This window comes from Micromonospora sp. KC723, from assembly GCF_004348595.1.
Lineage (GTDB): Bacteria > Actinomycetota > Actinomycetes > Mycobacteriales > Micromonosporaceae > Micromonospora.
Genome location: NZ_SMKD01000020.1, coordinates 1 through 22,585 on the forward strand (window position 1 = coordinate 1; position 22,585 = coordinate 22,585).

General features: G+C 74.7%; 21 protein-coding genes and 1 tRNA gene. 14 read left to right on the forward strand and 8 right to left on the reverse strand.

Going from position 1 to position 22,585, the window contains the following annotated elements:
- Positions 1–150: 150 nt before the first annotated feature.
- Positions 151–918 (forward strand): HAD family hydrolase, encoded by a 768-nt coding sequence (locus tag E1165_RS07295; protein ID WP_207916700.1) that lies wholly within the window; start codon positions 151–153, stop codon positions 916–918.
- Positions 919–1,081: 163 nt separating this feature from the next.
- On the opposite strand, the gene E1165_RS07300 is transcribed toward E1165_RS07295, so the two are convergent.
- The 3 genes from E1165_RS07300 to E1165_RS07310 form a co-directional block, all read right to left on the reverse strand.
- Positions 1,082–1,792: an NIPSNAP family protein gene (locus E1165_RS07300; RefSeq protein WP_243704633.1), complete on the reverse strand. Its 711-nt coding sequence runs from the start codon at positions 1,790–1,792 to the stop codon at positions 1,082–1,084.
- A 112-nt stretch (positions 1,793–1,904) separates the two neighbouring features.
- On the reverse strand, positions 1,905–2,333 hold the full coding sequence (locus E1165_RS07305; RefSeq protein WP_132389020.1) for an Rrf2 family transcriptional regulator: 429 nt from the start codon (positions 2,331–2,333) through the stop codon (positions 1,905–1,907).
- A 219-nt stretch (positions 2,334–2,552) separates the two neighbouring features.
- Positions 2,553–2,625: transfer RNA gene (locus E1165_RS07310), tRNA-Arg, on the reverse strand.
- 301 nt (positions 2,626–2,926) lie between these two features.
- Between E1165_RS07310 and E1165_RS07315 the strand changes: the two genes are divergently transcribed.
- Positions 2,927–3,472 carry a hypothetical protein gene (locus E1165_RS07315; protein ID WP_243704634.1) on the forward strand — a complete coding sequence of 182 codons (546 nt, stop codon included), beginning with the start codon at positions 2,927–2,929 and terminating at the stop codon, positions 3,470–3,472.
- A gap of 1 nt (position 3,473) precedes the next feature.
- Here the strand turns inward: E1165_RS07315 and E1165_RS07320 are convergent, their stop codons facing one another.
- Together E1165_RS07320 and E1165_RS07325 are read right to left on the reverse strand one after the other, a co-directional pair.
- Positions 3,474–4,517: an alpha/beta hydrolase gene (locus E1165_RS07320; RefSeq protein ID WP_132389022.1), complete on the reverse strand. Its 1,044-nt coding sequence runs from the start codon at positions 4,515–4,517 to the stop codon at positions 3,474–3,476.
- 205 nt (positions 4,518–4,722) lie between these two features.
- The gene (locus tag E1165_RS07325) at positions 4,723–5,139 is read right to left on the reverse strand and encodes an HPF/RaiA family ribosome-associated protein (RefSeq protein ID WP_132389024.1); all 417 of its coding nucleotides are present in this window, start codon (positions 5,137–5,139) and stop codon (positions 4,723–4,725) included.
- Between the two features lie 390 nt (positions 5,140–5,529).
- On the opposite strand from E1165_RS07325, the gene ssb reads away from it, so the two are divergent.
- The 3 genes from ssb (at position 5,530) to E1165_RS07340 (ending at position 9,166) form a co-directional block, all read left to right on the forward strand.
- The gene (gene ssb / locus E1165_RS07330; protein WP_132389026.1) at positions 5,530–6,393 is read left to right on the forward strand and encodes a single-stranded DNA-binding protein; all 864 of its coding nucleotides are present in this window, start codon (positions 5,530–5,532) and stop codon (positions 6,391–6,393) included.
- 140 nt (positions 6,394–6,533) lie between these two features.
- Positions 6,534–7,628, forward strand: a complete 1,095-nt coding sequence (locus E1165_RS07335; protein WP_132389028.1) for a cobalamin biosynthesis protein — start codon at positions 6,534–6,536, stop codon at positions 7,626–7,628.
- Positions 7,625–9,166 carry a cobyric acid synthase gene (locus E1165_RS07340; RefSeq protein WP_132389030.1) on the forward strand — a complete coding sequence of 514 codons (1,542 nt, stop codon included), beginning with the start codon at positions 7,625–7,627 and terminating at the stop codon, positions 9,164–9,166. Before E1165_RS07335 ends, E1165_RS07340 begins: the two co-directional genes overlap by 4 nt.
- Before the next feature lie 35 nt (positions 9,167–9,201).
- Here the strand turns inward: E1165_RS07340 and E1165_RS07345 are convergent, their stop codons facing one another.
- On the reverse strand, positions 9,202–9,603 hold the full coding sequence (locus E1165_RS07345) for a rhodanese-like domain-containing protein (RefSeq protein WP_132389102.1): 402 nt from the start codon (positions 9,601–9,603) through the stop codon (positions 9,202–9,204).
- A 112-nt stretch (positions 9,604–9,715) separates the two neighbouring features.
- Here E1165_RS07345 and E1165_RS07350 point away from each other — a divergent pair, with 112 nt between their 5' ends.
- The 4 genes from E1165_RS07350 to E1165_RS07365 all read left to right on the forward strand — a co-directional run bounded on the left by E1165_RS07350 (position 9,716) and on the right by E1165_RS07365 (position 13,818).
- Positions 9,716–10,372: a uridine kinase gene (locus E1165_RS07350; RefSeq protein ID WP_132389032.1), complete on the forward strand. Its 657-nt coding sequence runs from the start codon at positions 9,716–9,718 to the stop codon at positions 10,370–10,372.
- A 36-nt stretch (positions 10,373–10,408) separates the two neighbouring features.
- Positions 10,409–11,761, forward strand: coding sequence for a dipeptidase (locus E1165_RS07355; RefSeq protein ID WP_207916705.1), 1,353 nt, complete (start codon positions 10,409–10,411; stop codon positions 11,759–11,761).
- Between the two features lie 181 nt (positions 11,762–11,942).
- A complete protein-coding gene (locus E1165_RS07360) occupies positions 11,943–12,149 on the forward strand; it encodes a hypothetical protein (protein WP_132389036.1) in 207 nt (68 codons plus the stop codon).
- A gap of 76 nt (positions 12,150–12,225) precedes the next feature.
- Positions 12,226–13,818 (forward strand): ATP-dependent DNA ligase, encoded by a 1,593-nt coding sequence (locus E1165_RS07365; RefSeq protein WP_243704635.1) that lies wholly within the window; start codon positions 12,226–12,228, stop codon positions 13,816–13,818.
- Positions 13,819–13,831: 13 nt separating this feature from the next.
- Here the strand turns inward: E1165_RS07365 and E1165_RS07370 are convergent, their stop codons facing one another.
- Positions 13,832–14,650 (reverse strand): SURF1 family protein, encoded by an 819-nt coding sequence (locus tag E1165_RS07370; protein WP_243704636.1) that lies wholly within the window; start codon positions 14,648–14,650, stop codon positions 13,832–13,834.
- A 172-nt stretch (positions 14,651–14,822) separates the two neighbouring features.
- Here E1165_RS07370 and E1165_RS07375 point away from each other — a divergent pair, with 172 nt between their 5' ends.
- Positions 14,823–16,238, forward strand: coding sequence for a cobyrinate a,c-diamide synthase (locus tag E1165_RS07375; protein ID WP_132389038.1), 1,416 nt, complete (start codon positions 14,823–14,825; stop codon positions 16,236–16,238).
- Entirely contained in the window at positions 16,235–16,804 is a 570-nt protein-coding gene (locus E1165_RS07380) for a GNAT family N-acetyltransferase (RefSeq protein WP_132389040.1), read from the forward strand. Before E1165_RS07375 ends, E1165_RS07380 begins: the two co-directional genes overlap by 4 nt.
- A gap of 109 nt (positions 16,805–16,913) precedes the next feature.
- Here the strand turns inward: E1165_RS07380 and E1165_RS07385 are convergent, their stop codons facing one another.
- Complete coding sequence (locus E1165_RS07385; protein WP_132389042.1) at positions 16,914–19,046, reverse strand: transglycosylase domain-containing protein; 2,133 nt, start codon at positions 19,044–19,046, stop codon at positions 16,914–16,916.
- Positions 19,047–19,169: 123 nt separating this feature from the next.
- On the opposite strand from E1165_RS07385, the gene cobC reads away from it, so the two are divergent.
- The 3 genes from cobC to cobA are packed head-to-tail and all read left to right on the forward strand — an operon-like array spanning position 19,170 to position 22,581.
- Positions 19,170–20,300, forward strand: a complete 1,131-nt coding sequence (cobC, locus tag E1165_RS07390) for an Rv2231c family pyridoxal phosphate-dependent protein CobC (RefSeq protein ID WP_132389044.1) — start codon at positions 19,170–19,172, stop codon at positions 20,298–20,300.
- The gene (cobT, locus tag E1165_RS07395; protein WP_132389108.1) at positions 20,300–21,370 is read left to right on the forward strand and encodes a nicotinate-nucleotide--dimethylbenzimidazole phosphoribosyltransferase; all 1,071 of its coding nucleotides are present in this window, start codon (positions 20,300–20,302) and stop codon (positions 21,368–21,370) included. The genes cobC and cobT overlap by 1 nt, the downstream gene beginning before the upstream one ends.
- A complete protein-coding gene (cobA, locus tag E1165_RS07400; RefSeq protein WP_132389046.1) occupies positions 21,367–22,581 on the forward strand; it encodes a uroporphyrinogen-III C-methyltransferase in 1,215 nt (404 codons plus the stop codon). The genes cobT and cobA overlap by 4 nt, the downstream gene beginning before the upstream one ends.
- The last annotated feature ends 4 nt before the right edge of the window (positions 22,582–22,585 follow it).

Below are 22,585 nucleotides of genomic sequence, written 5' to 3' on the forward strand. Positions count from 1 at the left end.
CGCCCGCCCCATCCGCCTCCGAGCGGCGCAAACCGCGGTGTCCCGCGTCTGGATACCGCGACACGAGGCAGTCGACGACGGCGGGCAGCGCCGCGGGCTTCGGGCCGACAGGACCGGCCCGCTGTTTTCCGGTGGGGGAGAATGGCGGGCATGCTCCGACCGCCTCGCGCGCTCCTGTTGGACTTCGGTGGCGTCCTGGCCGACGCCCCACCCCAACCACCGGCCCCGCCGGACCTCGTCCGACGGCTGTCCGACGTGGTCGCCGGCGCGGTGCCCGACGAGCGGATCGCCGCGGACCTCGAAGCCGGGCACCGGGCGTACGCCCGGTGGCGCGACACCGAGGGCAGATCGGCCGAGCCCGTCGAGCTGTCACACGGGCGGGTGTGGGCGGAGTTCGTGACCCGGACCTGGCCCCGGCAGGCCCGGGAGGCGGTGGAACGGGAGGCGACGCCGCTGGCGTACGCCTGGAACTGGCGCCCGGAGTGGGCGCTGCGGCCCGGGATCTCCGAGGCCCTGCACGCCGCCGCCGAGGCCGGCCTGCCCATGGCGGTGGTCAGCAACGCGCTCTGCGGCGCCGCGCACCGGGACTTCCTCGCCGCCGCCGGACTGTCCGACCTGTTCGCGGCCGAGTTCTACAGCGACGAAGCCGGCCTGCGCAAACCCAACCCGAGGTTGGCGCTGCTGGCCGCCGACGCCGTCGGCGTCCCCATCGGCAGGTGCTGGTTCGTCGGCGACAGCCTCCACCGTGACATCGCCTGCGCCCGCCGTGCCGGAGCGCAGGCGGCGATCCTGATGCGTTCCCCACGCACCGACCGGGAACCCGCCCACGCCGAGGCCGAACCCGACGCGCGGATCGAGGACGGCCACGGCCTGCTCGCCCTGCTCCGGCAGAGCTGGGGCGCCACCGACCGGCCGTGACGGCGGACCGTGGGATCCCAGCGTCAGGACGCATGATCAGGATTCCTCGGTCACGGCGTCCTCCACCGGGGATCCGGCCGGCGGTTGGGCGCGGTCCTGGATGCCGACGGGCGCCGGTGACGTGGTGGGGCGTGACGGGCCCCGGTCCGCCGACCCTCGGTGCTCACCGCAGCAGTGACCGCTCGGTGGGTGCCAGCCGCAGTCGTTGCGCCGTCCCAACCCAGCGCGTAAGGGCGGGCAGCACCTCCTCGGACCAGCGTTCCGAGCGTTGTAGGCGATCCAGGTACTCGTCGGACCGACCTTCGTCGGCGAACCGCGCGAACCACACGAAGACCTCCTCGCCGGCCCGGACGGGCAGCGCCGGGAAGGTGTTCGGAAAGTGCGCCGACTGTAGATACGCCAGTGGCGCACCGCCGCTCTCGGCCAGCACGGGCCGGACCCGCCGCTCGAAGAACTCGACGAAGGTGGTGTCGAACGGGCCGACACCGTGCCAGATGGTGGCGAGCAGGAGCGACGGCGGGGACACCGATGCCGAGTCGCGGGCTGGCCGGGCGTCGACCGGCACCGGGAACCCGCCCCGCGTCGAGGCGGGCCGCAGCAGCAGGACGTCATCCGAGTCGATCATTGTCGCGTTCGCCTCGTCTCGATGCGCCTGCCAGACCGGCCCGCCGTAGAAGCTTGCCAGCGCCTCCGCTCGGCGCGGCATGTCGTCGAAGCCACGGAGCCAGACGAACCGGTCGGGGTCGTCCAGGTCGCGGAACTGCCCCAGGACGGTCATGCCCGCCGCCTCCTGGGGCTCGACGAACTCCCGGTCGAACAGGTCGATCAGCACGTCGCGTCGTCCCGGACGCAGTGTGTACTGCCGCAGCTCCACGATCGGACACCGTACGGTTACCACAGATTCTCCTCGATAAACGCCGAAACAATTCTTGTTACAGCAGTGGTCGCGGTCCGGTACGGCGGGCGTCGGAAGGCCGCTCCGCCGACTAGCTCCTCAACGTCTGACGGAGTACGTCGGCGATGGACGTGGCCGCCAACTCCCGCCGCATGGCCTGCTCGACCCGGCCGTAGGCCGCGCTCAGGGCGGGCCGGATACCCCGGCCGACCGGGCACTCCAGATTGGGCTCGGTGTGGTGCAGGCCGAATGGCGGCTGCGCCCCGACCGCTTCGTACACCTGGCGCAGGGTGATCTCCTCGGGCGCGCGGGCCAGGCTCCAGCCTGCGCCGGCACCGTGGCGGACCGTCACCAGCCCAGCCCGCCGCAGGTCACCGAGGCTGCGCCGGACGATCACAGGGTTCGTGTTCACGCTGGCGGCGACCTGATCCGAGGTCAGCACCTCCTGACCGCGTCGCTGCGCCAGCGCCAGCCACGCCAGCACATGCGTCGCGATGGTCAACCGACTGTTCGCCGCCATCACCCCTCCTTGCCGTAACATCTTCTGTTGCAGCCAGGTGGCGGTCAAGGGAGTGTTTCGGGACAAGGCTCGAGGTGCCGACCGAACCCGACCGACCGGCGGCAGGTCTCCAATCGGCGCCTCCGGGTGGCCAGGATCGGGGCGTCGACGTCGTGACGGCGCGAGGACCCGCCCTGACCATCTCCTTTCAGGCGAGACGGCCAGACCGGGAAGTGGTTGTGCGCCCGGCAGGATTCGAACCTGCGGCCTTGGGATTAGAAGTCCCCTGCTCTATCCGCTGAGCTACGGGCGCGCACCATGCATGTCGCGCCAAGAGGGTACCGCCGCGCCGCGAGCCCGCGCGGGAACGGGTGGCTGTGCCGGCGCGTGGTCGGCGTCGCGCCGCCGCCACCCGGTCACCCCGCGTTCCGGGCCGGTCGGTGGTGTGGCCGTCGCCGGAGGCGTCGGCGGGCCGACCCGTACCCTCGGGTGCGTGCTGCTGGAACCGGACGCCGAGAACGAGGTCGCGCCAGCTCCTCGGGCGGGCGATCCTGCCGCTGCGCCCGCTCGGGGACGGTCCGGCCGGCACCGCGTTCTTCTTCCGGCATGGGGCCGTGGAGTTCCTGCTCACCGCCGACGCCCTGACGTACCCGGAGGCTGTCGAGGTCGGGTTGCGGCCGAGCGTGACCGAGCCGGCCGGGGTGGCCGGCGACGCGCTGCTCCTGCCCGCCGGGCGGTGGGCGCACCGGCCCGGCGTCGGGGTGGCGGCGCTGCCCACCGGCGGGCTGCACGAGCGGGCGGCAACCGAGGGCTGGCGCTGGCGTACCCAACCGGTGCCCGCCACGGTCGCGGCCGACGCGGCCGACGTGGCCCGGATCGGCGTGGAGGAGATCTCGGCCGTGGTGCTCGCGCTCGGCGTGCGCGACGACGGATCCCGCCCGCTGGAGGTGGCGGTCGAGCGGGCGGTCCGCGCGGGCGGCGGGCTGCGCCTGACCGGTGGGCTGCCGGTCGGGTACGTCGGCGCGCCGGTCTTCGCGATCCGGCCCGACCAGGCGGGCGAGGTGGGGCTGCGCTGCCTGGGTGTGGTGCTGCCCGGCGAGGACGGCCATCCGGTGGCCACCTTCGACCGGATCATGATGGACCTGCCGGCGGCGGGCTGACTCAACCGGCCGGGGCCGGACTGCCCTCGTCGGCCGGAGACCGGTGGCCCGGCACCACGGTCCGTGTCGCGGTGGTCGGGCCACCGGTCTCCGTCGGGCCCGCGCCGAGAAACGCCTCTGCCCACCGGCCGACCTCGGCGAAGACCTTCTCGCGGACGGCGGGGCCGGAGAGCGTCAGGTCGTGCATGCCGCCGTCGAAGCGGGCCAGGGTGACGTGCCGGCCGAGCCGGGGCGCCCAGCGGACCATGTGCTCCACGTCGAGCACGGCGTCGGCCAGCGCCGCCGAGTCGTGCCAACGGGTGCCCTTGAAGCTGCGGGTCGAGCAGGCCAGCAGCACCGGCACCGGAATGTCCAACCCGGTGCGCAGTTGCCGCTGGGCGGTGCGGATCGCGTCCAACCAGCCGAGCCGGACCGGGAACCCGCCGAGTGGCTTCCACGCCAGGTCGTACGTCCAGGCGCCCCGGTGCGCGGCGTGCAGGCTCTCGCCGTACACCGTCCTCAGGCCCAGGGGGAGAACCCGGTGCGGCGCGCGGCGGCCCAGCCGGGAGACGGCGGCCGCGAGGGGTCGACGGAGCAGCCAGGGGACGTTGAGATCGAAGAAGGGGCTGTTGAGGACCAGCCCGTCGACCAGGCCGGCGTCGCGTCGGGCGTGCGCCCAGAGCGAGACGATCAGCCCGCCGGTGGAGTGGCCCATGACCAGCAGTGTGTCGTGGCCGTCGTCCGCCCGGATGATCTTCGCGGCGGTGTCCAGTTCCGGGAAGTAGTCGCTGAGGTCGCGGCAGAAGTTCGGGGTCTGGTGCGGCAACAGGCTGCGGCCGTATTTCCGCAGGTCGAGGGCGTAGAAGTCCCAGCCGCGCGCGGCGAAGAAGTCGGCCACGTGGGTCTGGAAGAAGTAGTCGACGTACCCGTGCACGTAGAGCACGGCCCGTCCGGTGGGCCGTTCGGCGCGCCGTCGCACCAGGGTGGCGACCACCGCGCCCTCGTCGTCCGCGCCCAGGTCGATCGTCTGCCGCTCGTACGGCGGCCCCAGCACGTCCTGTTCCACGGAGCCGACGGTACGCCCGCGACATACCCGGTGGTAGCCCCGCGGCGGCCCGCCTGCGCGGGTTGCGGCCTGCCGCGGTGTCCCCGGTCGTGGACACAGGGACGTGGACCTGTTCGCCGACGTCGAGGGCACGGCCGCGGCGGCGGTGCGGCAGGGCGTGGGTCGTCGCCACGGCCACTGCGCACACCGCCGGTGCGCGGACCGGTCAGGCGGTCTCGGCGTCGACCCGGGTGAGGTCGGCGTCGGCCGCCTGGTCCGGGCCGGGCTGGCCCATCTCCCGTACGTGCTTGTTGTGCCGGGGCTCCTGCCGGGTCTTGGCGTCGTTGAGCCGGCGGCGCAGGTCGTCACGGACGTCGTTGAGCGCCGCGCGGAGATCCTCCTCGCCGGAGGTGGTGACGATCTTCTGCCGGCCGGCGATCCAGCACTCCAGGGTCACCTTCTGCCCGCGTGCCTCCCGGTCCTTCACCGACACCTCCAACTCGGTGGCGTCGGCGTGGAACGCGGCCAGGCGCGCGTCCAGGGTCGCGAACTGTGCCACGATCCAGTTCCGGTCGCCCTGGGAGAAGCCGGCGCCGACGCGCAGGCACTCGGCAACGGTCGCCGGGTTCGTCACCGCGCTCATCGCCGCCCCTCCCGCTCGGTGCGGACGGAGCCGGTCGTACGCGGGTCGAGAGTCATCGTCGCTGACCTTTCTCATCGGATCCGGCACCGGGGCGCCCGATCGACGTGCCGTGCTGGCCGCGTCGGCATCGACGGGGCACTCTGGTTGATCAACTCCATACCCCGGCGGCTCCCACCTCACTCCGGCGAGGCCGCAGCCGATCTGCTCGTTCCCGGCCCGAGCAGCCGGGTCGGCTGCCCTAGCAGACGGAACGATGATCAGGTTCTTGTCCACAGGCGGTGCCCGTCGTCCACAGCGCGGGCCGTCGGTCTCCCCCGGGACGGTCGACCGGGCCAGGCTGGGCCCCGAGTCGACTCGCCCACGGCAGGCCCTGGACCCCGGGAGGGGACAATGTTTGACACCTATGTAACGATTGTCGGGAACGTGCTGACCGCGCCCGAGTGGCGTCGTACGACGCAGAGCAACACCCTGGTCGCCAACTTCAAGGTCGCCTCGACCGCCCGTCGCCTCGACCGGGACAGCGGCCGGTGGGTGGACGGCAACAGCCTGCGGGTCCGGGTCAACTGCTGGCGCAGGCTGGCCGAGGGGGTCGCCGCCTCGGTGATGGTCGGTGACCCGGTGGTGGTGGCGGGTCGCCTCTACACCCGCGACTGGACCGACGAGGCCGGCAACCACCGCACGCTCTACGAGCTGGAGGCGGTCGCGGTCGGGCACGACCTGTCCCGGGGGCGGGCCCGCTTCCTGCGCAACCGGCCCACCACGGCGACCAGCGTCGTCGAGGACGCCGAGACCGCCGCCCGGGTGCACGGCGAGCCGGCGGAGCCCGTACCGCACGGGCAGGCCCCGAACCTGCCGGACGACCGCCCCTTCGAGGAGGGGCCCGAGTTCTCCGGTTTCACCGCGCCCCAGTCCGGCTACGAGTCGACCGGCTACGAGTCGACCGGCCGGGCCGACGAGTCGGGCGTCGGCGAGCCACCCGGGGGCCACGGCCCGTTCGCCGGTGGTACCGCCGACCTGCCCCGACGCCTTCCGGGGGCAGCCGGACCAGATTTGTCGGCCGCCGGCCCCGGGAAGCCGGCCGGCGCCACGGACGACCGCCCCACCGACGACGAACTCGCCCCGGAACCGGGCGGTGGGGACGACGACGAGGCCGACGGCGGGGCCGGCGAGCTGGATCCGGCACCGGACGAGACCTCCGTCACCCCGCCCGGCCGGGGCCGCCGGGGCCGGGGGCGGGTGCCGGTGCCGGCCTGAGCCGACCACCGGGGGCCCGGTGACCTGCGGCGGAAAGTGGCTGCGGTCCGGCCGGGCCGACGTACGAACGGGGGCGGGGTGGCGACGGCGATGTGGCCACCCCGCGTACGGCTAGGCTGGCCGGCCGGAGGTGGTGACAGGTGCGTCAGGCGACCGCCGTGGCGAACGCGGCCGGGCTGGTGGTGGGGTACGCCCTGGACGCCCTCGTCGGCGACCCGGCCCGCTGGCACCCGGTCGCCGGGTTCGGCCGGGCGGCCGGAGCCCTGGAACGGCGGATCCACCGACCGCGCCGCCGCGCCGGCGCGGTCTTCACCTCGCTCGCCGTGGGCGCGCCGGTCCTCCTCGGCGCCGCCGCCACGGTGGCCACCCGCCGGCGTCCGCTGGCCCGGGCCCTGCTCGTCGCGGCGGGCACCTGGACCGTCCTCGGTGGGCGTACGCTGCGCCGCGAGGCCGACCTGATGGGGGCCGCCCTGCGCGGTGGCGACCTGCCGGCGGCCCGACGCCGGCTGAGCCACCTCTGCGGGCGTGACCCGTCCACCCTCGACGAGCCGGAGCTGGCCCGGGCCACCGTCGAGTCGGTCGCCGAGAACACCTCCGACGCCGTGGTGGCGCCCCTGCTCTGGGGTGCGGCCGCCGGGCTTCCCGGCCTGCTCGGCTACCGCGCCGCCAACACCCTCGACGCCATGGTGGGCCACCGCTCACCCCGGTACGCCCGGTTCGGCACCCCCGCGGCCCGCCTCGACGACGTGCTCAACCTGCTTCCCGCCCGGTTGACCGGCCTGCTCACCATCGCCGTGGCTCCGCTCGCCGGCGGGGACCGGAACCGGGCCTGGCGGGTCTGGCGACGCGACCGCAACGACCATCCCAGCCCCAACGCGGGGCAGTGCGAGGCGGCGATGGCCGGTGCCCTCGGTGTCCGGCTCGGTGGCCGCAACGTCTACTTCGGCCGATCCGAGGTGCGTCCCTACCTCGGTGACGGTCCCCGCCCCGAGGCGCGGCACCTCCGGCGGGCCGCCCGGGTCTCCGGCGCGGTCGGACTCGCCGCCCTGGCGATCGCGGCGTCCTGGCCGGTCACCGGAGGCCTGCTGGCCGGCACGGCGGCGCGGCGAGTGCTGCGCCGGCTCCGCGCGGAGGCCACCGTCCCGGACGGCCCGGGAGGCATCGCGCGCGCCCCGGCCGGCGGGCACGCCCCCGCAACCGGCGGAACGGTCGCGGGCCGGGGGAGGGGCCGGTGAGCGGGGGGCTGCTCGTCGCGGGCACCACCTCCGACGCGGGCAAGAGCGTGCTGACCGCCGGCATCTGCCGGTGGCTGCACCGGCGCGGGGTGAAGGTGGCCCCGTTCAAGGCACAGAACATGTCGAACAACTCCGCGGTGGTGGTCGGCTCCGACGGCCGGGGCGGCGAGATCGGTCGGGCCCAGGCGATGCAGGCGGCGGCCTGCGGGATCGCGCCGGACCTGCGGTTCAACCCGGTGCTGCTGAAGCCGGGCAGCGACCTGGCCAGCCAGGTGGTGCTGCTCGGCGAAGCCGTCGACACGGTCACCGCCGGCAACTTCCGGCACCTGCGCCCGCGCCTCGCCGAGACCGCGTACGCGGCACTGGCCGAGCTGCGCGCGGCGTACGACGTGGTGGTCTGCGAGGGCGCGGGCAGCCCGGCCGAGATCAACCTGCGGGCCGGCGACTACGTCAACATGGGGCTGGCCCGGCACGCCGGCCTGCCCACGATCGTGGTCGGTGACATCGACCGGGGCGGGGTGTTCGCCGCCATGTTCGGCACGGTCGCCCTGCTCGATCCCGCTGACCAGGCGCTCGTCGCCGGATTTGTGATCAACAAGTTCCGGGGTGACCTCGGCCTGCTGAGCCCGGGGCTGGACATGCTGCACCGGGTCACCGGCCGGCCCACGTACGGGGTGCTGCCCTGGCACCTCGACCTCTGGCTCGACGCCGAGGACTCCCTGGCGTACGGGCGGGTGCTCGGCCGGCCGGCCGCCCCGTACGGCACCGACTGGCTCGACGTCGCCGTGGTCCGGCTCCCCCGGATCAGCAACGCCACCGACGTCGAGGCGCTCGCCACCGAGCCCGGTGTCCGGGTCCGGCTGACCGTCGAACCCGCCGAACTGGCCGCCGCCGACCTGGTCGTGCTGCCCGGTTCCAAGTCCACCGTCGCCGACCTGGCCTGGCTTCGGGAGACCGGCCTGGCCGACGCGGTCACCGCGCACGCGGCGGCCGGCCGGCCGCTGCTGGGCATCTGCGGCGGCTTCCAGATGCTCGCCCGGGCCGTCCATGACCCGGTGGAGAGCCGCCGGGGCACCGTCCCCGGGTTGGGTCTGCTCCCCGTCGAGATCACCTTCGATCCGCGCAAGACCGTCCGGCGGTCCGCCGGCGCGGCTGACGGCGTCCCGGTACGCGGCTACGAGATCCACCACGGGTACGTCTCGACCGCCGATCCCGCCCTGCCGCCGCTGCTCAGGTACGCCGACGGCACGGGTGAGGGCGCCCGGCTGGGCGCGGTGTACGGCACCCACTGGCACGGCGCGTTCGAGTCCGACGAGTTCCGTCGTCGTTTCCTCACCGAGGCGGCCCGCACGGCCGGCCGGCACGGTTTCCGGGTGGCGCCCGACACCATCTTCGCCGCCGCCCGCGAACGCTCCCTGGACCTGCTCGGCGACCTGGTCGAGGAACACCTGGACACCGACGCGCTGTGGCGGCTGATCCAGTCCGGGGCCCCCGCCGACCTGCCGGTCATCCCACCCGGCGCGCCCCCCACGACCTGACGGCCGGGTCTCCGGTCGACCGGGCGGCGGTCGGGTCAGCTGCGGACGTCGGCGGGGCCGTCGTTGAGCGGCAGACCCGCCTCCCGCCAGGCCTGCACCCCGCCGACCATGTCGGTGGCGTTGCGCAGCCCCAGCGCCTGCAGGCTCGCGGCGGCCAGGCTGGAGCTGTATCCGTGCCGGCACACCACGACGATCTCCCGGTCGTAGCCGGTCGCCTCCGGGATGCGCCACTCGCTGGCCGGATCGAGCCGCCACTCCAGCACGTTCCGGTCGATGACGATCGCGCCGGGCAGTTCACCCTGCTCACGGCGCTGCGCCTCGGTGCGGGTGTCGACCAGCAGGGCGCCGGCCCGCACCGCCTCGGCCGTCTCCTGCGGGCTCAGCCGGCGCAGCCCGGCCCGAGCCTGTTCCAGCAGAGCGTCCACACCTGGACTCATCACGTCATTGAGCACGTCCAGATCATGCCCGTCCCCGGTGCCTCCGATCCGGCGAACGCCCGTCCCGACGGTGGAACCAGGCTCACGGGGGACACCCACTAGCGTCACGTCCGTGACGGTGGTGGTGGTCGAGGCGTACGCGACGCTGGCCCGGCGGGTGCTGGCCCGGCCGGCGCGGCTGGGGCGTACCCGACTGGTGGCGGTCGACGGGCCGAGCGGCGCAGGCAAGAGCCACTTCACCGCGTGCCTCGCGGACGCCCTCGCCGCGTCGGCCGGGGGGAGGCGGCCACCGGTGGTGCACACCGACGACCTGCTCGACGGCTGGGACGACCAGTTCACCTTCTGGTCCCGCTTGGAGGCGGGCGTGCTGGCCCCGTTGCGGGCCGGCCGGCCGGGGGCGTACCAGCGCTACAGCTGGGCGCGGCGGGCTTTCCTGCCCGGGGCGGTGCCGGTGCCGGTCGCGCCGGTGCTGCTGCTGGAAGGGGTGAGCGCGGCGCGGGCGGCCATCCGCGCGGAGCTGAGCCTGGCGGTCTTCGTCACCGCGCCCGCCGACCTGCGCCTGACCCGGGCGGTGGCGCGCGACGGCCCGGGCATCCTGCCCGAGCTGCGCCGCTGGCACGCCGGAGAGCGCGCCCACTTCGCCGCGGACGCCACCGCCGGCCACGCGGACGTGCTGGTCGACGGCGCACCCCGACTGCCGCACGACGCCGACCGCTACTACCTGCGCCTGAGCGGACCGGTGCCGGACTGGGCGGGTACGCACCGGTAAGGCCGGCATACCATGCCGGTCATGACCACTCCGATCATGTCCGAGTCCGAGATCCGGGCCGCCGTCGCGCGTGCGCTGCCCGGCGTCCGAGCCGACCTGGAACGCCTCGTCCGCATCCCCGGCATCGCCTTCGAGGGCTTTGACCACTCGCACGTGGAGCGTTCCGCCGAGGCCGTCGCCGAGCTGCTACGCGGGTGCGGCCTCGACACGAAGATCGTGCGGTCCGGCGGCCAGCCGGCGGTGATCGGGACGAAGCCGGCCCCGCCGGGTGCGCCCACCGTCATGCTCTACGCCCACCACGACGTGCAGCCGGTCGGAGACCTGGCGCTGTGGGAGTCCGACCCGTTCGAGCCGGTCGAGCGGGACGGCCGCCTGTACGGCCGGGGCGCCGCCGACGACAAGGCCGGCATCATGGCGCACGTCGCCGCGCTGCGCGCCTTCGGCGACCAACTCCCGGTCGGTGTGGTCCTGTTCGTCGAGGGCGAGGAGGAGTACGGGTCCGACTCGCTGGAGCGGCTGCTCGCCACGCACCGCGACGAGATCGCCTCCGACGTGATCGTCATCGCCGACTCCGCCAACTGGGACGTCGGTGTGCCGGCGCTGACCACCTCGCTGCGCGGCATCGTCAACTGCTTCGTCGAGGTGCGTACCCTCGACCACGCCGTGCACAGCGGCATGTTCGGCGGTGCCGTGCCGGACGCGCTGACCGCGCTGGTCCGGCTGCTGTCGACGTTGCACGACGACGCCGGTGACGTGAGCGTCGAGGGCCTGGTCGGCGGGGAGGAGGCCAGCGTCGACTACCCCGAGGACCGGTTCCGCGCCGAGGCCGGGCTGGTGGAGGGCGTGTCGCTCGTCGGCACCGGGCGGATCACCGACCGGCTGTGGAGCAAACCGGCCCTGGCGATCCTCGGCGTCGACGCCCCCGCCACCGCCGAGGCCCCGAACGCGCTGGTCCCGGTGGCCAAGGCCAAGCTCAGCGTACGGCTGGCGCCGGGTGACGACCCGAAGCGGGCGTACGACGCGCTCCGCGCCCACCTGGAGCGGCACGCCCCGTGGGGCGCCCGGGTCACGACGACCTTCGAGCACGACGGCGCACCGTGCGTCATCGACGCCACCGGTCCGGTGTTCGACGCCGCCCGGTCGGCGTTCCGCACCGCCTGGGACGGCACCGACCCGGTCGACATCGGTGTCGGCGGCTCGATCCCGTTCATCGCCACCTTCCGGGAGATGTTCCCCGAGGCGGCGATCCTGGTCACCGGTGTGGAGGACCCGCACGCCCAGGCGCACGGCCCGAACGAGAGCCTGCATCTCGGCGAGTTCGCCCGGGTGTGCCTGGCCGAGGCGCTACTGCTGGCGAGGGTCGCCGAAGCCGGCCGGCGCGCCGGTTGAGCCGGCTGCCCGGCACGGTCGGGGTGTGGTGGGCATCCTGGTCGGGCGGAGCGGGTGTGGTCGGTGTCGGCCGGACGGGGCGTCAGAGCGTCCGGCCACCCCAGGTCGCGGAACCGTAACGTCGCGGCGGATGTCGGAGTTTGCGGTGTGTCGGGCGCGCGGCTGTTATAGCCTCTCGAACATGCGTACGAACGAGGTGATGGTGCGGCTCGAAGCCGCCGTCAGTGCTCTGGGGGACGTCGACGTCTCCGCGTGGCCCGAGGACACGCTCAAGGACCAGCTCGGCGAGCTTTCCGCGGCGCTGGTCGCCCTCGACGCGGTGCTCTCCCGGGTCGCCGACGGGGTGCGCGCCCGTGGCCTGCGGATCGAGGAGCCCGTCTCCGCCTGACCCCGGCCCGCGCTGGCGTCGCGACCGACGGCCCGGGTACGGCAATACCCGGGTGGAGTCGGGGGTGGCTGGCAGGATGAGGGCCGTGCGGTTCCTCGACCTGGCAGCCACCTCCGCAGCCGTTGCCGCCACCAGCGGGCGACGAGCCAAGGTCGAGCTGCTCGCCGCCGCTCTTAGGTCGCTGGTCCCGTCCGAGGTGCCGGCCGGCGCCGGCTACCTCGCCGGTGAGCTGCGCCAGCGGCAGACCGGCGTGGGCTGGGCCGGTTTGCGCGATCTGCCGCCCCCGGCGACCGAGCCGACCCTGAGCGTCGCGGCCGTCGACGCGGCGGTGGAGGAGATCGCCGCGGTGCGCGGGCCCGGCTCGCAGGCCCGCCGCCGGGAGCTGCTCCGCGCGCTGTTCGCCGCCGCCACGGCCGAGGAACAGCGACTGCTGGTCGGGCTGTTCCGCGGCGAACTGCGCCAGGGCGCGCAGGCGGGGTTGCTCGCGGACGCCGTCGCCCGGGCGGCGGACGTGCCGGTCGCCGCCGTCCGGCGCGCCCTGCTGCTCGCCGGCGACCTGCGCGCCGTCGCGGTGGCCGCGCTCACCGGGGGCGCGGCCGCGCTGGCGGGGTTCGGGCTTCGGGTGGGCCGTCCGCTGGCCCCGATGCTGGCGCAGAGCGCACCGACCGTCGACGCGGCGTTGGAGGCCACCGGCGTCCCGGCGGTGGTCGACGTCAAACTGGACGGCATCCGCATCCAGGTGCACCGTTCGGGTGACGACATCGCCGTCTTCACCCGCAGCCTCGACGAGATCACCACCCGGGTCCCTGAGGTGGTCGCGGCCGTCCGTGCGCTACCGGCACGCGAGCTGGTGCTCGACGGCGAGGCGCTCGGGCTGGACGCGGCCGGCCGTCCGCTGCCGTTCCAGCAGACCTCCAGCCGGGCCGCCCGCCGCGCCACGCCCAGCACCACCGGTGGCACGCCGGTGGCTCCGGCGGTGCTCGCCGCCGCGCGGACCACAGGCGACGCGGTGCTCACGCCGTACTTCTTCGACCTGTTGCACCTCGACGGGGCAGATCTGATCCACCGGCCGGGCCGGGAGCGGTGGGCGGCGCTGGCCGGCACGGTCGACGAGTCGCTGCTGGTGGGGCGGATGGAGGTCGACGACGCCGAGCAGGCCGGCGCGGCCTTCGCGGCGGCGCTCGACGCCGGCCAGGAGGGTGTCGTGGTGAAGGCGCCGGACGCTCCCTACGACGCGGGGCGGCGCGGCGCGGCCTGGGTCAAGGTCAAGCCCCGGCACACCCTCGACCTGGTGGTGCTCGCGGTGGAGTGGGGCGGCGGCCGTCGGGAGGGCTGGCTGTCGAACCTCCATCTCGGCGCGCGCGACCCGCGCACGGGGAACTTCGTGATGCTCGGCAAGACGTTCAAGGGCCTCACCGACGAGCTGCTGCGCTGGCAGACCGAGCGGTTTCTCGCCCTTGCCGTCGAACGCGGCGACTGGGTGGTGCGGGTCCGGCCCGAGCAGGTGGTCGAGATCGCCTTCGACGGGGTGCAGACCAGCTCACGCTACCCGGGCGGGCTGGCGCTGCGCTTCGCCCGCGTGGTGCGCTACCGGGAGGACAAGACCGCCGCCGAGGCCGACACCATCGACATGGTCCGGGCCATCCACGCCGGCCGGGCCGGCGGCTGACGGGCCCGCGCCGTCAGGCCGGCGTGGCCGGTTCGGCGGCCCGGTCGACCGGGCCCTTCGGCCGCTCCGGGCCGGTCGCGCGGTGGGCCTCCCGGCGCGCCACCCAGGCGTAGCCGACCAGCGTCATCCCCGCGAAGATCCACCACTGGACGACGTAGCCGAGGTTCTGCCAGTTGTTGGCGTGCCCGATCGGCACCGCCTTGAAGGTCGGGTCGTGCGCCGGGGTCTGCTCGTCGAGCAGCAGGTACGCCCCGTGCACCGGGTAGGGCAGCTCCGCGGCGAGCTTGCCGACGGTGACCCGGCGGGTCTCCAACCGGCCGTCGCGCCGATCCACCCCGCTGCCGCCGGTCTCCGTGGGGTGCACCCGGCCGACCACGGTCACCTCGCCGGTGGGCACGGCGGGCACCTGCGGCGCGGTCATCGCCCCGCCGCCCCGCGCGGGCGGGATCCAGCCCTGGTCGACCAGCACGGCGGTGCCGTCGGCCAGGAGCAGCGGGACGATCACCTCGAAGCCGACGGTGCGGTCCACGGTCCGGCCACGGACCAGGACCACGTTTGCCGGGTCGTACCGGCCGGTGACGGTGACCCGACTCCACTCGTTCTCCTCGGCGGGGGCCGGGCCGGCCGTGCCGGCGCCGCCGGTGGGGGCCGGCACCCGGTCGCGCAGCGGCGCGGCGGCCCCCCGGCTGCCGGCGTCGATGCGTTCGTTGACCGCGGTGCGCTCCCGGTAGCGGTCCAACTGCCAGTTGCCGAGCAGCACCATCACCGCGGCGGCGACCAGGGTCAGCGCGAGAATGCCCAGCCAGCGGGGGGTCAGCAGGAACCGGTACACAGCACGAGGCTACCCGTACCGCCGCCGCCACCGGTCGCGGCGGCTCCGGGCGCCGTCCGCCCGGAGGCCGTCACCGGTCGGTCCGGGCGGGTATGGTCACGCGAGCGGATCGCCGGGTGGGTTCCTCCCGGTTGTCCGTGTGCCACTTCCTGTCGCCTGCGAGGAGTCGATGATGACCGCGGTGCCGCGCCTCGTGCTCAGCGCGCCGTCCTCCGGACACGGCACGAACGCTCTTGCCGTCGGGTTGCTCGCCGCTCTCGTCGAGCGGGGCGTCGAGGTAGCCGGTTTCAAGGTCGGGCCGGACCACGTCGACGCCGCCTACCTGGGGATGGCGGCCGGCCGGCCCGGGCGGAACCTGGACCCCCGGCTGGTCGGGGTCGACCGGCTCGGGCCGCTCTTCGCCCACGGCGCCGCCGGCGCGGGCCTGGCGGTGATCCAGGGCACGATGGGCCTCTACGATTCGGTCTCCGGCCACCCCGACGAGGATTCGACCGCGGCCGTCGCCACCGCGCTGCGCAGCCCGGTGGTGCTGGTGGTGGACGTGGCCGCGATGGGCCAGTCGGTGGCCGCCCTGGTGCACGGCTTCCGGTCGTACGACGAGCAGCTCTGGCTGGGTGGGGTGATCCTCACCCAGGTGGCCTCCCCGCGGCACGAGACGATGCTCCGCGAGGCGCTTGACGACATCGACGTACCGGTCTACGGCGCGCTGCGCCGCCACGAGCTGCCGCCGGTGCTGCCCGCCCGCCGGCACGGGGTGCTGCCGGTGGTCCGGCGTGACCCCGAGGCCGCCCGGGCGGTGCGTCGACTCGGCGAGGCGGTCGCCGCCACCGTCGAGCTGGATCGGCTGCTCGCCCTGGGCCGGTCCGCGCCGCCCCTGTCGGTCCCGCCCTGGTCGCCCGCGATCGGGGTGCCGGGGCTCGGCGACAGCGCTCCGGCCGGGTCCGCCACCGGCGACACCGCGACCGGGTCCGCCCCGGTGGTGGCGCTGGCCGGTGGGCCGGGCGGCGGCTACAGCTACGCGGAGACGGCCGAGCTGCTGGGTGCCGCCGGCGCCGAGGTGGTCATCCTCGATCCGCTGCGCGACGAGTCGTTGCCGGCCGGTACCCGGGCGTTGGTGGTCGGCGCGGGCCTGCCCGAGGCGTGCGCCGGGGACCTGTCCGCCAACCGGCGGCTCTGCATCGCGGTGGCCGAGCTGGCCCGCACCGGCCGTCCGGTGGTGGCCGAGGGCACCGGTCTGCTCTGGCTCTCCCGGGAGCTGGACGGCCTGCCGATGTGCGGGGTGCTGGACGCGACCGGCGTGACCCGCGACGGCCTGGTCGTGGGCTACCGGGAGGCGACCGCCCGGACGGGCAGCGTGGTCGCCGAGGCGGGCACGGCGGTGCGGGGTTACAAGCAGCACGCGGCGGTGCTCACTCCCCGCGCCGGCGAGCACCCGGCGTGGAGCTGGGGCGGTGGCGCGCCGGAGGGCTTCGTCTGGCGGGGCGTGCACGCCTCGCAGCTCGGCCTGCACTGGGCGGCGGATCCCACGGTGGCGGTCCGGCTGGTCGCGGCGGCCCGGCACGCCCAGGGCGTCGGGGCGCCGGCGTGATCGGGCAGGTGGCGGTGCGCCGCTTTCCGGCGCTGACGGTTTCCACCCCCCGGACGGAGGTTCGCCAGCTCGTCGCGGCCGACGCGGAGGCGGTGGACGAGGTGTTCGCCGACCGGCAGACCCAGCGGTGGCTGCCGCTGGCCGACTCCGCCGGGCGGATCGACGGGCTGGCCTGGTGCACCGACCTGGCCCGGCAGCGGCGGGACAGCGGCGACGGCGACCACTACGCGGTGCTGCGCCGGGAGGACGGCCGGGTGGTCGGCTGTCTGTGGACCCGGCGCACCGACTGGGGTGCCCGGCTCACCGAGGTGTCGTACGCCCTCGCGCCGCACGCCCGGGGGTTCGGCCTGGCGGCCGAGGCGGTGGACGCGCTGGCCATCGCGCTGATCCTGGAGCACGGCTTCCAGCGGGTGGAGTTGCGGGTGGCGCCGGGCAACACGGCGTCGCGCCGGGTGGCCGAGAAGGCTGGGTTCAGCTACGAGGGCCTGTTGCGCAACGCGGGGTTCGTCCGTGGCGCCCGGGTCGACCTGGAGCTGTGGTCCCTGGTCACCGCGGACCTGCACTGAACGTGCCGGTCGGCGCCCGGCCCGGCCCGGCGGGCGAGCCGGGGTGTGTGGAGGGCTCCGCGCCGGGAACCGCACCATCCCCGGGGCGGAGCCCCCGACCACTCCCCGGTCACCCCACGATCTGGTCCGACGGCGGGCTGAACTGGCGGACCGGGGTGCCCTTCAGGGCGGCCTTGAGCGTGTTGGCCACCGCGTGGATGGGAATCTGGGACTGCCCGTCACCCACGGCGTTGAACGGGTTGTCCGGGTCGGCGATGAAGCTGGCCGCCGCGAGTTCCGGGGTGTAGCCGACGAACCAGGCCGACCGGGTGCTGTCCGTGGTGCCGGTCTTGCCGGCGACCGGACGGCCCACCGTGCCCCGGACGCTGTCGGCGGTCGACCAACCGCCGCAGCTTCCCCTGGCCGGTGTGTCGCCGGTCGGGCACCGGGCGGCGTCGGTGGCGGCTCGGGCCGCGTCGGCGTTCACCACCTGCCGGCACCGTGGCTTGGCCACCTCGCGTTCGATCCCGCTGGCGGTCCGGTAGGTGGCGGGCGTGCCGTCCCGCTTGGTGATCGAGTTGACCGGGATCGCCTCGCAGTACCGCCCGTCGGCGGCGACCGCGGCGTACGCGTTGGCCATCTCCAGCGGGGTGGCGTCGGAGACGCCCAGGGTGAACGCGCCCCACTTCTTGGCCTTGGCCGGCGAGGCGTGCTCGCGGTCCACGTCGGTTCGCCAGCGCAGCCCGAGCTGTTCGGCCATGCGCACCGCCCGGTCCGCGCCGACCTGCTCCTCCAGCCAGACGAAGTACGTGTTCACCGACTTGCCGAAGCCGGACCACATGGTCTGCCGCCCGGTCATCGCGCCGCTGGCGTTCGAGGGCGACCAGCCGTCGTACACCTCGGAGTGGTAGCGGTGCGGCGAGTCGAACGCGGTCGACAGCGGCATGCCGGCGTCGAGGGCGGCGAGCATCGGGAACATCTTGAACGTCGAGCCCGCCTGGTAGCCGGGCAGGCTGCCGCCGCCGAGCAGGGGCGCGACGGTGTTCGGGTAGTTGGCCTTGACCTTCGGGCCGGCCTCCGGATTGGAGCTGGGGCCGTTCTCACTGAGGTCGAGTGAGTAGTTCCGGTTGACCGCCATCGCCTTGATCCGGCCGGTGCCCGGTTCGGCGACCACGATGCCGTTGGCGAACGGGCTGCCGACGTTGTCCTTGGCGCCGACGTTCTCCTCGGCCGCCGCCTGGACCTTCGGGTCGAGGGCCAGCACGATGCGGTAGCCGCCGCGGCGTAGTTTGTCCATCCGCTCCAGCCGGTTCTGGCCGAAGGCGGGTTGGGCGCTCCACCAGTTCTTCACGTAGTCGCAGTAGAAGCCCCAGGTGGTGTACTTGGGGTTGATGGAGGCGCAGTCGTTGGCCGGGGTGGTGACCTTGGTCCGGATGGGTTCGGCCCTGGCCGCCGCGGCGGCGTCGGGGGACAGGTAGCCGAGCTGAGCCATCCGGTCGAGCACGTAGTTGCGCCGTCCGGTGGCCGCCTTCTTGTCGGAGGTGATCGGGTCGTACTCGGACGGGGACTTGACCAGCCCGGCGAGGGTGGCCGCTTCGACGGGGGTGAGGGTGGCCGGGGTCTTCGAGAAGAAGATCTGCGCGGCGGCGTAGATGCCGTACGCCCGGTGCCCGAAGTATGCCGAGTTGAGGTAACGCTCCAGGATCTCGTCCTTGGTCAGTTCCTTCTCGATGTCCAGCGCCATGCGCATCTCCCTGATCTTGCGGATGCTGGTCTGCTGGGTGGCCTCCTGGACCTCCTTCGGGGTGGTGGCGCTGTCCCGCAGCGCCATCCGGACGTACTGCATGGTGATGGTGGAGGCGCCCTGGGAGACGCCGCTGGAGCGGGCGTTGGCCACGAAGGCGCGGGCGACACCCTTCGGGTCGACGCCGCGGTGCTGGTGGAAGCGGTTGTCCTCGGCGGCGATGATCGCCTGCTGGATGGTCGGCGACATGTCCGACAGCTTCGTGTACTGCCGGTACTCCTCGTAGAACATGGTCAGGATCGTCTTGCCGTCGGGGGCGTAGAGGTACGACGTCTCGGCCGGCATGGCGGTGCGCAGGATGTCGGTCTTGTGTTCCATGGCGTGTGCGGTGGCCTTGGCGCCCAGGCCGGTGGCGGCGGCCAGTGGGTAGGCCAGCGCGGCGACGACGAGGCCGGTGATCAGACCGGCACGAAGGAGTGGGAGGGAACGACCAGCGGCGGCAAGGGGTCGGTTGCTCACGGGGTTAAGTTATGACATTTCCGATTCGCGTATGAGAAGAACTCATGAACGGGGTCCGGTGGTGACGCGGCCCACGGTGGGATCGGCTGTCCAGTGGAGCGGCTTCCCGGCAGGATTCCGGACATGCGTGGGCAACTGATCGGCGCGGAGCCGACCACCCGGGACCAGCCGGCCGCCGACACCGGCCCGGGGCGCGGCACGGCCACGGTCGAACCCGACCTCGCCCACCACGGCGACGCCGAGGCCACCCCCGGCCTGGTGGACCTGGCGGTCAACGTCCGGCGGGACGAGATGCCCGACTGGCTGGCCGACCCGGTCACCGCGGCCCTGGCCGACCTGGCCACGTACCCCGACCCCCGGCCGGCCCGCGCGGCCGTCGCCGCCCGGCACGGCCGTCCCCCGGAGGAGGTGCTGCTCACCGCAGGTGCCGCCGAGGGCTTCGTGCTGATCGCCCGCGCCCTGACCGGGGTACGCCGACCGGTGGTGGTGCACCCGCAGTTCACCGAGCCGGAGGCGGCGCTGCGGGCCGCCGGGCACACCGTCGAACGGGTGTTGCTCGACCCGGCCGAGGGCTTCCGCCTCGACCCGGCACGGGTGCCCGCCGACGCCGACCTGGTGATAATCGGCAACCCGACCAATCCCACCTCGGTGTTGCATCCCGCCGCCGACCTGGCCGCGCTGGCCCGGCCCGGTCGGGTCCTCGTGGTCGACGAGGCGTTCGCCGACACGACCCTCGCCCCGGGCGTCGACGGCGAGCCGGAGTCGCTCGCCGGCCGGCGTGACCTGCCCGGACTGGTCGTGGTCCGCAGTCTCACCAAGACCTGGGGACTGGCCGGCCTGCGGATCGGCTACCTGCTCGGTGAGGCCGCGCTGCTGGCGCGCCTCGCGGCCGGGCAACCGCTCTGGGCCGTCTCCACTCCGGCGCTCGCCGCCGCCGCCGCGATCGCCACGCCGGCCGCGGTCGCGGCCGAGCGCGCCATCGCCGCCCGACTCGCCGCCGACCGCGACCACCTGGTGGCACGCCTGGCGGCCCTGCCCGGGGTACGCGTCGCGGGCCGCCCGGCCAGCGCCTTCGTCCTGATCCACCTGTCCGGCGCGGACCGGGTACGCGAGACGCTGCGCGAGCGGGGCTGGGCGGTGCGCCGCGGCGACACCTTCCCCGGGCTGGGCCCCGACTGGCTGCGGGTGGCCGTCCGCGACCCGGCGACCTCCGACGCGTTCACCCGGGTACTGGGCGAGATCCTGGAGGCATGATGTTGGAGACCACCATCGCGGCGATCCGGCCGCTCGACGAGCCGGCGATGGCCGCCGCCCGGGACCTCCAGGCACGGCTGACCAAGCCGGCCGGTTCCCTCGGGGCCCTGGAAGACCTTTCCGTACGCCTCGCCGGGCTGGCCGGGGCCTGCCCGCCACCGCTGCCCGAGCCGGCCGCGGTCGCGATCTTCGCCGGCGACCACGGCGTGCACGCCCAGGGGGTGACTCCCTGGCCGCAGGAGGTCACCGCCCAGATGATCGGCAACTTCCTGGCCGGCGGGGCCGTGGTCAACGCCTTCGCCCGGCAGGCCGGCGCCTCGGTCACCGTGGTCGACGTCGGCGTCGCCACCGCACTGCCGGTCGACACCGCCGGGTCGCCGGCCGGGCCGCGACTGGTGGCCGCGAACGTCCGTCGCGGCACCCGGGACATGGCCGTCACCGCCGCCCTCACCCGGGACGAGGTCCGGGCGGCGGTGGAGACCGGCGTCCGGGTCGCCGCCGAACTGGTCGACTCCGGTGCCGGCATCCTGCTCACCGGTGACATGGGCATCGCGAACACCACCCCGTCCGCCGCGCTGGTCGCCACCTTCACCGGCGTCGACCCGGCCGGGGTCACCGGGCGCGGCACCGGCGTCGACGACGAGACGTACCAGCGCAAGATCGACGTGGTGCGGGCCGCGCTGCGCCGGCACCGGCCCGACCCGGGCGACCCGCTGGGTGTGCTGGCCGCCGTCGGTGGTCTGGAGCACGCCGCGTTGGTCGGCCTGATCCTGGGTGGCGCCGCCCGCCGCGTCCCGGTGCTGCTGGACGGCGTGATCGCGGCCAGCGCGGCGCTCGCCGCGGCGGCCCTGGCCCCGGACGCCGTCGGCGCGATGGTGGCCGGGCACCGGTCGGCCGAGCCGGGCGCGACCGTCGCGCTGCGCCACCTCGGGCTGCACCCGTTGATCGACCTCGGGCTCCGGCTCGGTGAGGGCACCGGGGCGCTGCTGGCGCTGCCGGTGGTCACCGGCGCGGTGCGGGTGCTGCACGAGGTCGCCACCTTCGACGCGGCGGGGGTCTCGGAGAAGTGACCGCCAGTCCCTATCCCCTCGGGTTGCGGCTGACCGGCCGGCGGGTGGTCGTGGTGGGCGGGGGAGCCGTCGCCACCCGGCGGGTGCCGGCGCTGCTCGACGCGGGTGCCGACGTGTTCCTCGTCGCGCCGGAGCTGACCCCCGCCCTGCGCGCGTACGTCGACGCCGGCCGGCTGCACTGGGCACCCCGCCGCTTCACCCCGGACGACCTCGACGGGGCCTGGCTGGTCCAGGTCGCGGTGGACGACCGGCTCGCCGCGGCGGCGGTCAGCGCCGCCGCCGCCGAGCGGCGCGTCTTCTGCGTACGCGCCGACGACCGCGTCGCGGCCACCGCCTGGACCCCGGCGGTGACCCGGCACGGCCCGGTCACCGTGGCCGTGTTCGGCGGTGGGGATCCGCGCCGGGCGATGACCGTCCGCGACGCGGTACGCGACCTGCTGACTGTCCGTACCGGCCTGGCCGCGACGGCGGCCACCGGGGCCGAACCCGGGCGGGTGGCGCTGGTGGGGGCCGGCCCCGGCGACCCCGAGTTGATCACCGTCAAGGGTTGGCGGCTGCTCACCGAGGCGGACGTGGTGGTGGCTGACCGGCTGGTACCGGGGCTGCTGCTGGACGAGTTGCGCCCCGACGTCGAGCTGGTCGACGCCTCGAAGATCCCGTACGGGCCGTCCCGTGCCCAGGAGGAGATCAACCGCATTCTGGTGGACCGGGCCCTGGCGGGGAAGTTCGTGGTCCGGCTCAAGGGCGGCGATCCGTACGTCTTCGGCCGCGGCGGTGAGGAGTTGCTGGCCTGTGCCGCCGCCGGCGTACCGGTCACCGTGGTCCCCGGCGTGACCAGCGCGATCGCCGTGCCGGCGGTGGCCGGTGTCCCGGTCACCCACCGGGCGGTGGCGCACGAGTTCACCGTCGTCTCCGGGCACGTCGCCCCGGACTCGCCGGACTCGCTGGTGCGTTGGGAGGCCCTGGCCGGTCTGCGCGGCACCCTCGTGGTGCTGATGGGCCTGAAGAACCTGGCGGCGATCACGGAGACCCTCACCCGCCACGGCAAGGACCCGTCGACCCCCGTGGCGGTGATCCAGGAGGGCACCACCGGCACCCAGCGCAGCCTGCGGTCGACCCTCGGCGTCGTGGCGGCGGACGTGGTCGAGGCGGGTCTGCGTCCGCCGGCCATCGTGGTGATCGGGGCCGTGGTGGGCGCGCTCGACGCCTGACCCT

Bases quoted from the DNA above. Each gene is read 5' to 3' on its own strand.
- E1165_RS07295 (WP_207916700.1), top strand. From the start codon at position 151: ATGCTCCGACCGCCTCGCGCGCTCCTGTTGGACTTCGGTGGCGTCCTG.
- E1165_RS07305 (WP_132389020.1), bottom strand. From the start codon at position 2,333: ATGGCGGCGAACAGTCGGTTGACCATCGCGACGCATGTGCTGGCGTGG.
- E1165_RS07325 (WP_132389024.1), bottom strand. From the start codon at position 5,139: ATGAGCGCGGTGACGAACCCGGCGACCGTTGCCGAGTGCCTGCGCGTC.
- ssb (WP_132389026.1), top strand. From the start codon at position 5,530: ATGTTTGACACCTATGTAACGATTGTCGGGAACGTGCTGACCGCGCCC.
- E1165_RS07345 (WP_132389102.1), bottom strand. From the start codon at position 9,603: ATGAGTCCAGGTGTGGACGCTCTGCTGGAACAGGCTCGGGCCGGGCTG.
- E1165_RS07355 (WP_207916705.1), top strand. From the start codon at position 10,409: ATGTCCGAGTCCGAGATCCGGGCCGCCGTCGCGCGTGCGCTGCCCGGC.
- E1165_RS07360 (WP_132389036.1), top strand. From the start codon at position 11,943: ATGCGTACGAACGAGGTGATGGTGCGGCTCGAAGCCGCCGTCAGTGCT.
- E1165_RS07365 (WP_243704635.1), top strand. From the start codon at position 12,226: ATGAGGGCCGTGCGGTTCCTCGACCTGGCAGCCACCTCCGCAGCCGTT.
- E1165_RS07375 (WP_132389038.1), top strand. From the start codon at position 14,823: ATGACCGCGGTGCCGCGCCTCGTGCTCAGCGCGCCGTCCTCCGGACAC.
- cobC (WP_132389044.1), top strand. From the start codon at position 19,170: ATGCGTGGGCAACTGATCGGCGCGGAGCCGACCACCCGGGACCAGCCG.
- cobT (WP_132389108.1), top strand. From the start codon at position 20,300: ATGTTGGAGACCACCATCGCGGCGATCCGGCCGCTCGACGAGCCGGCG.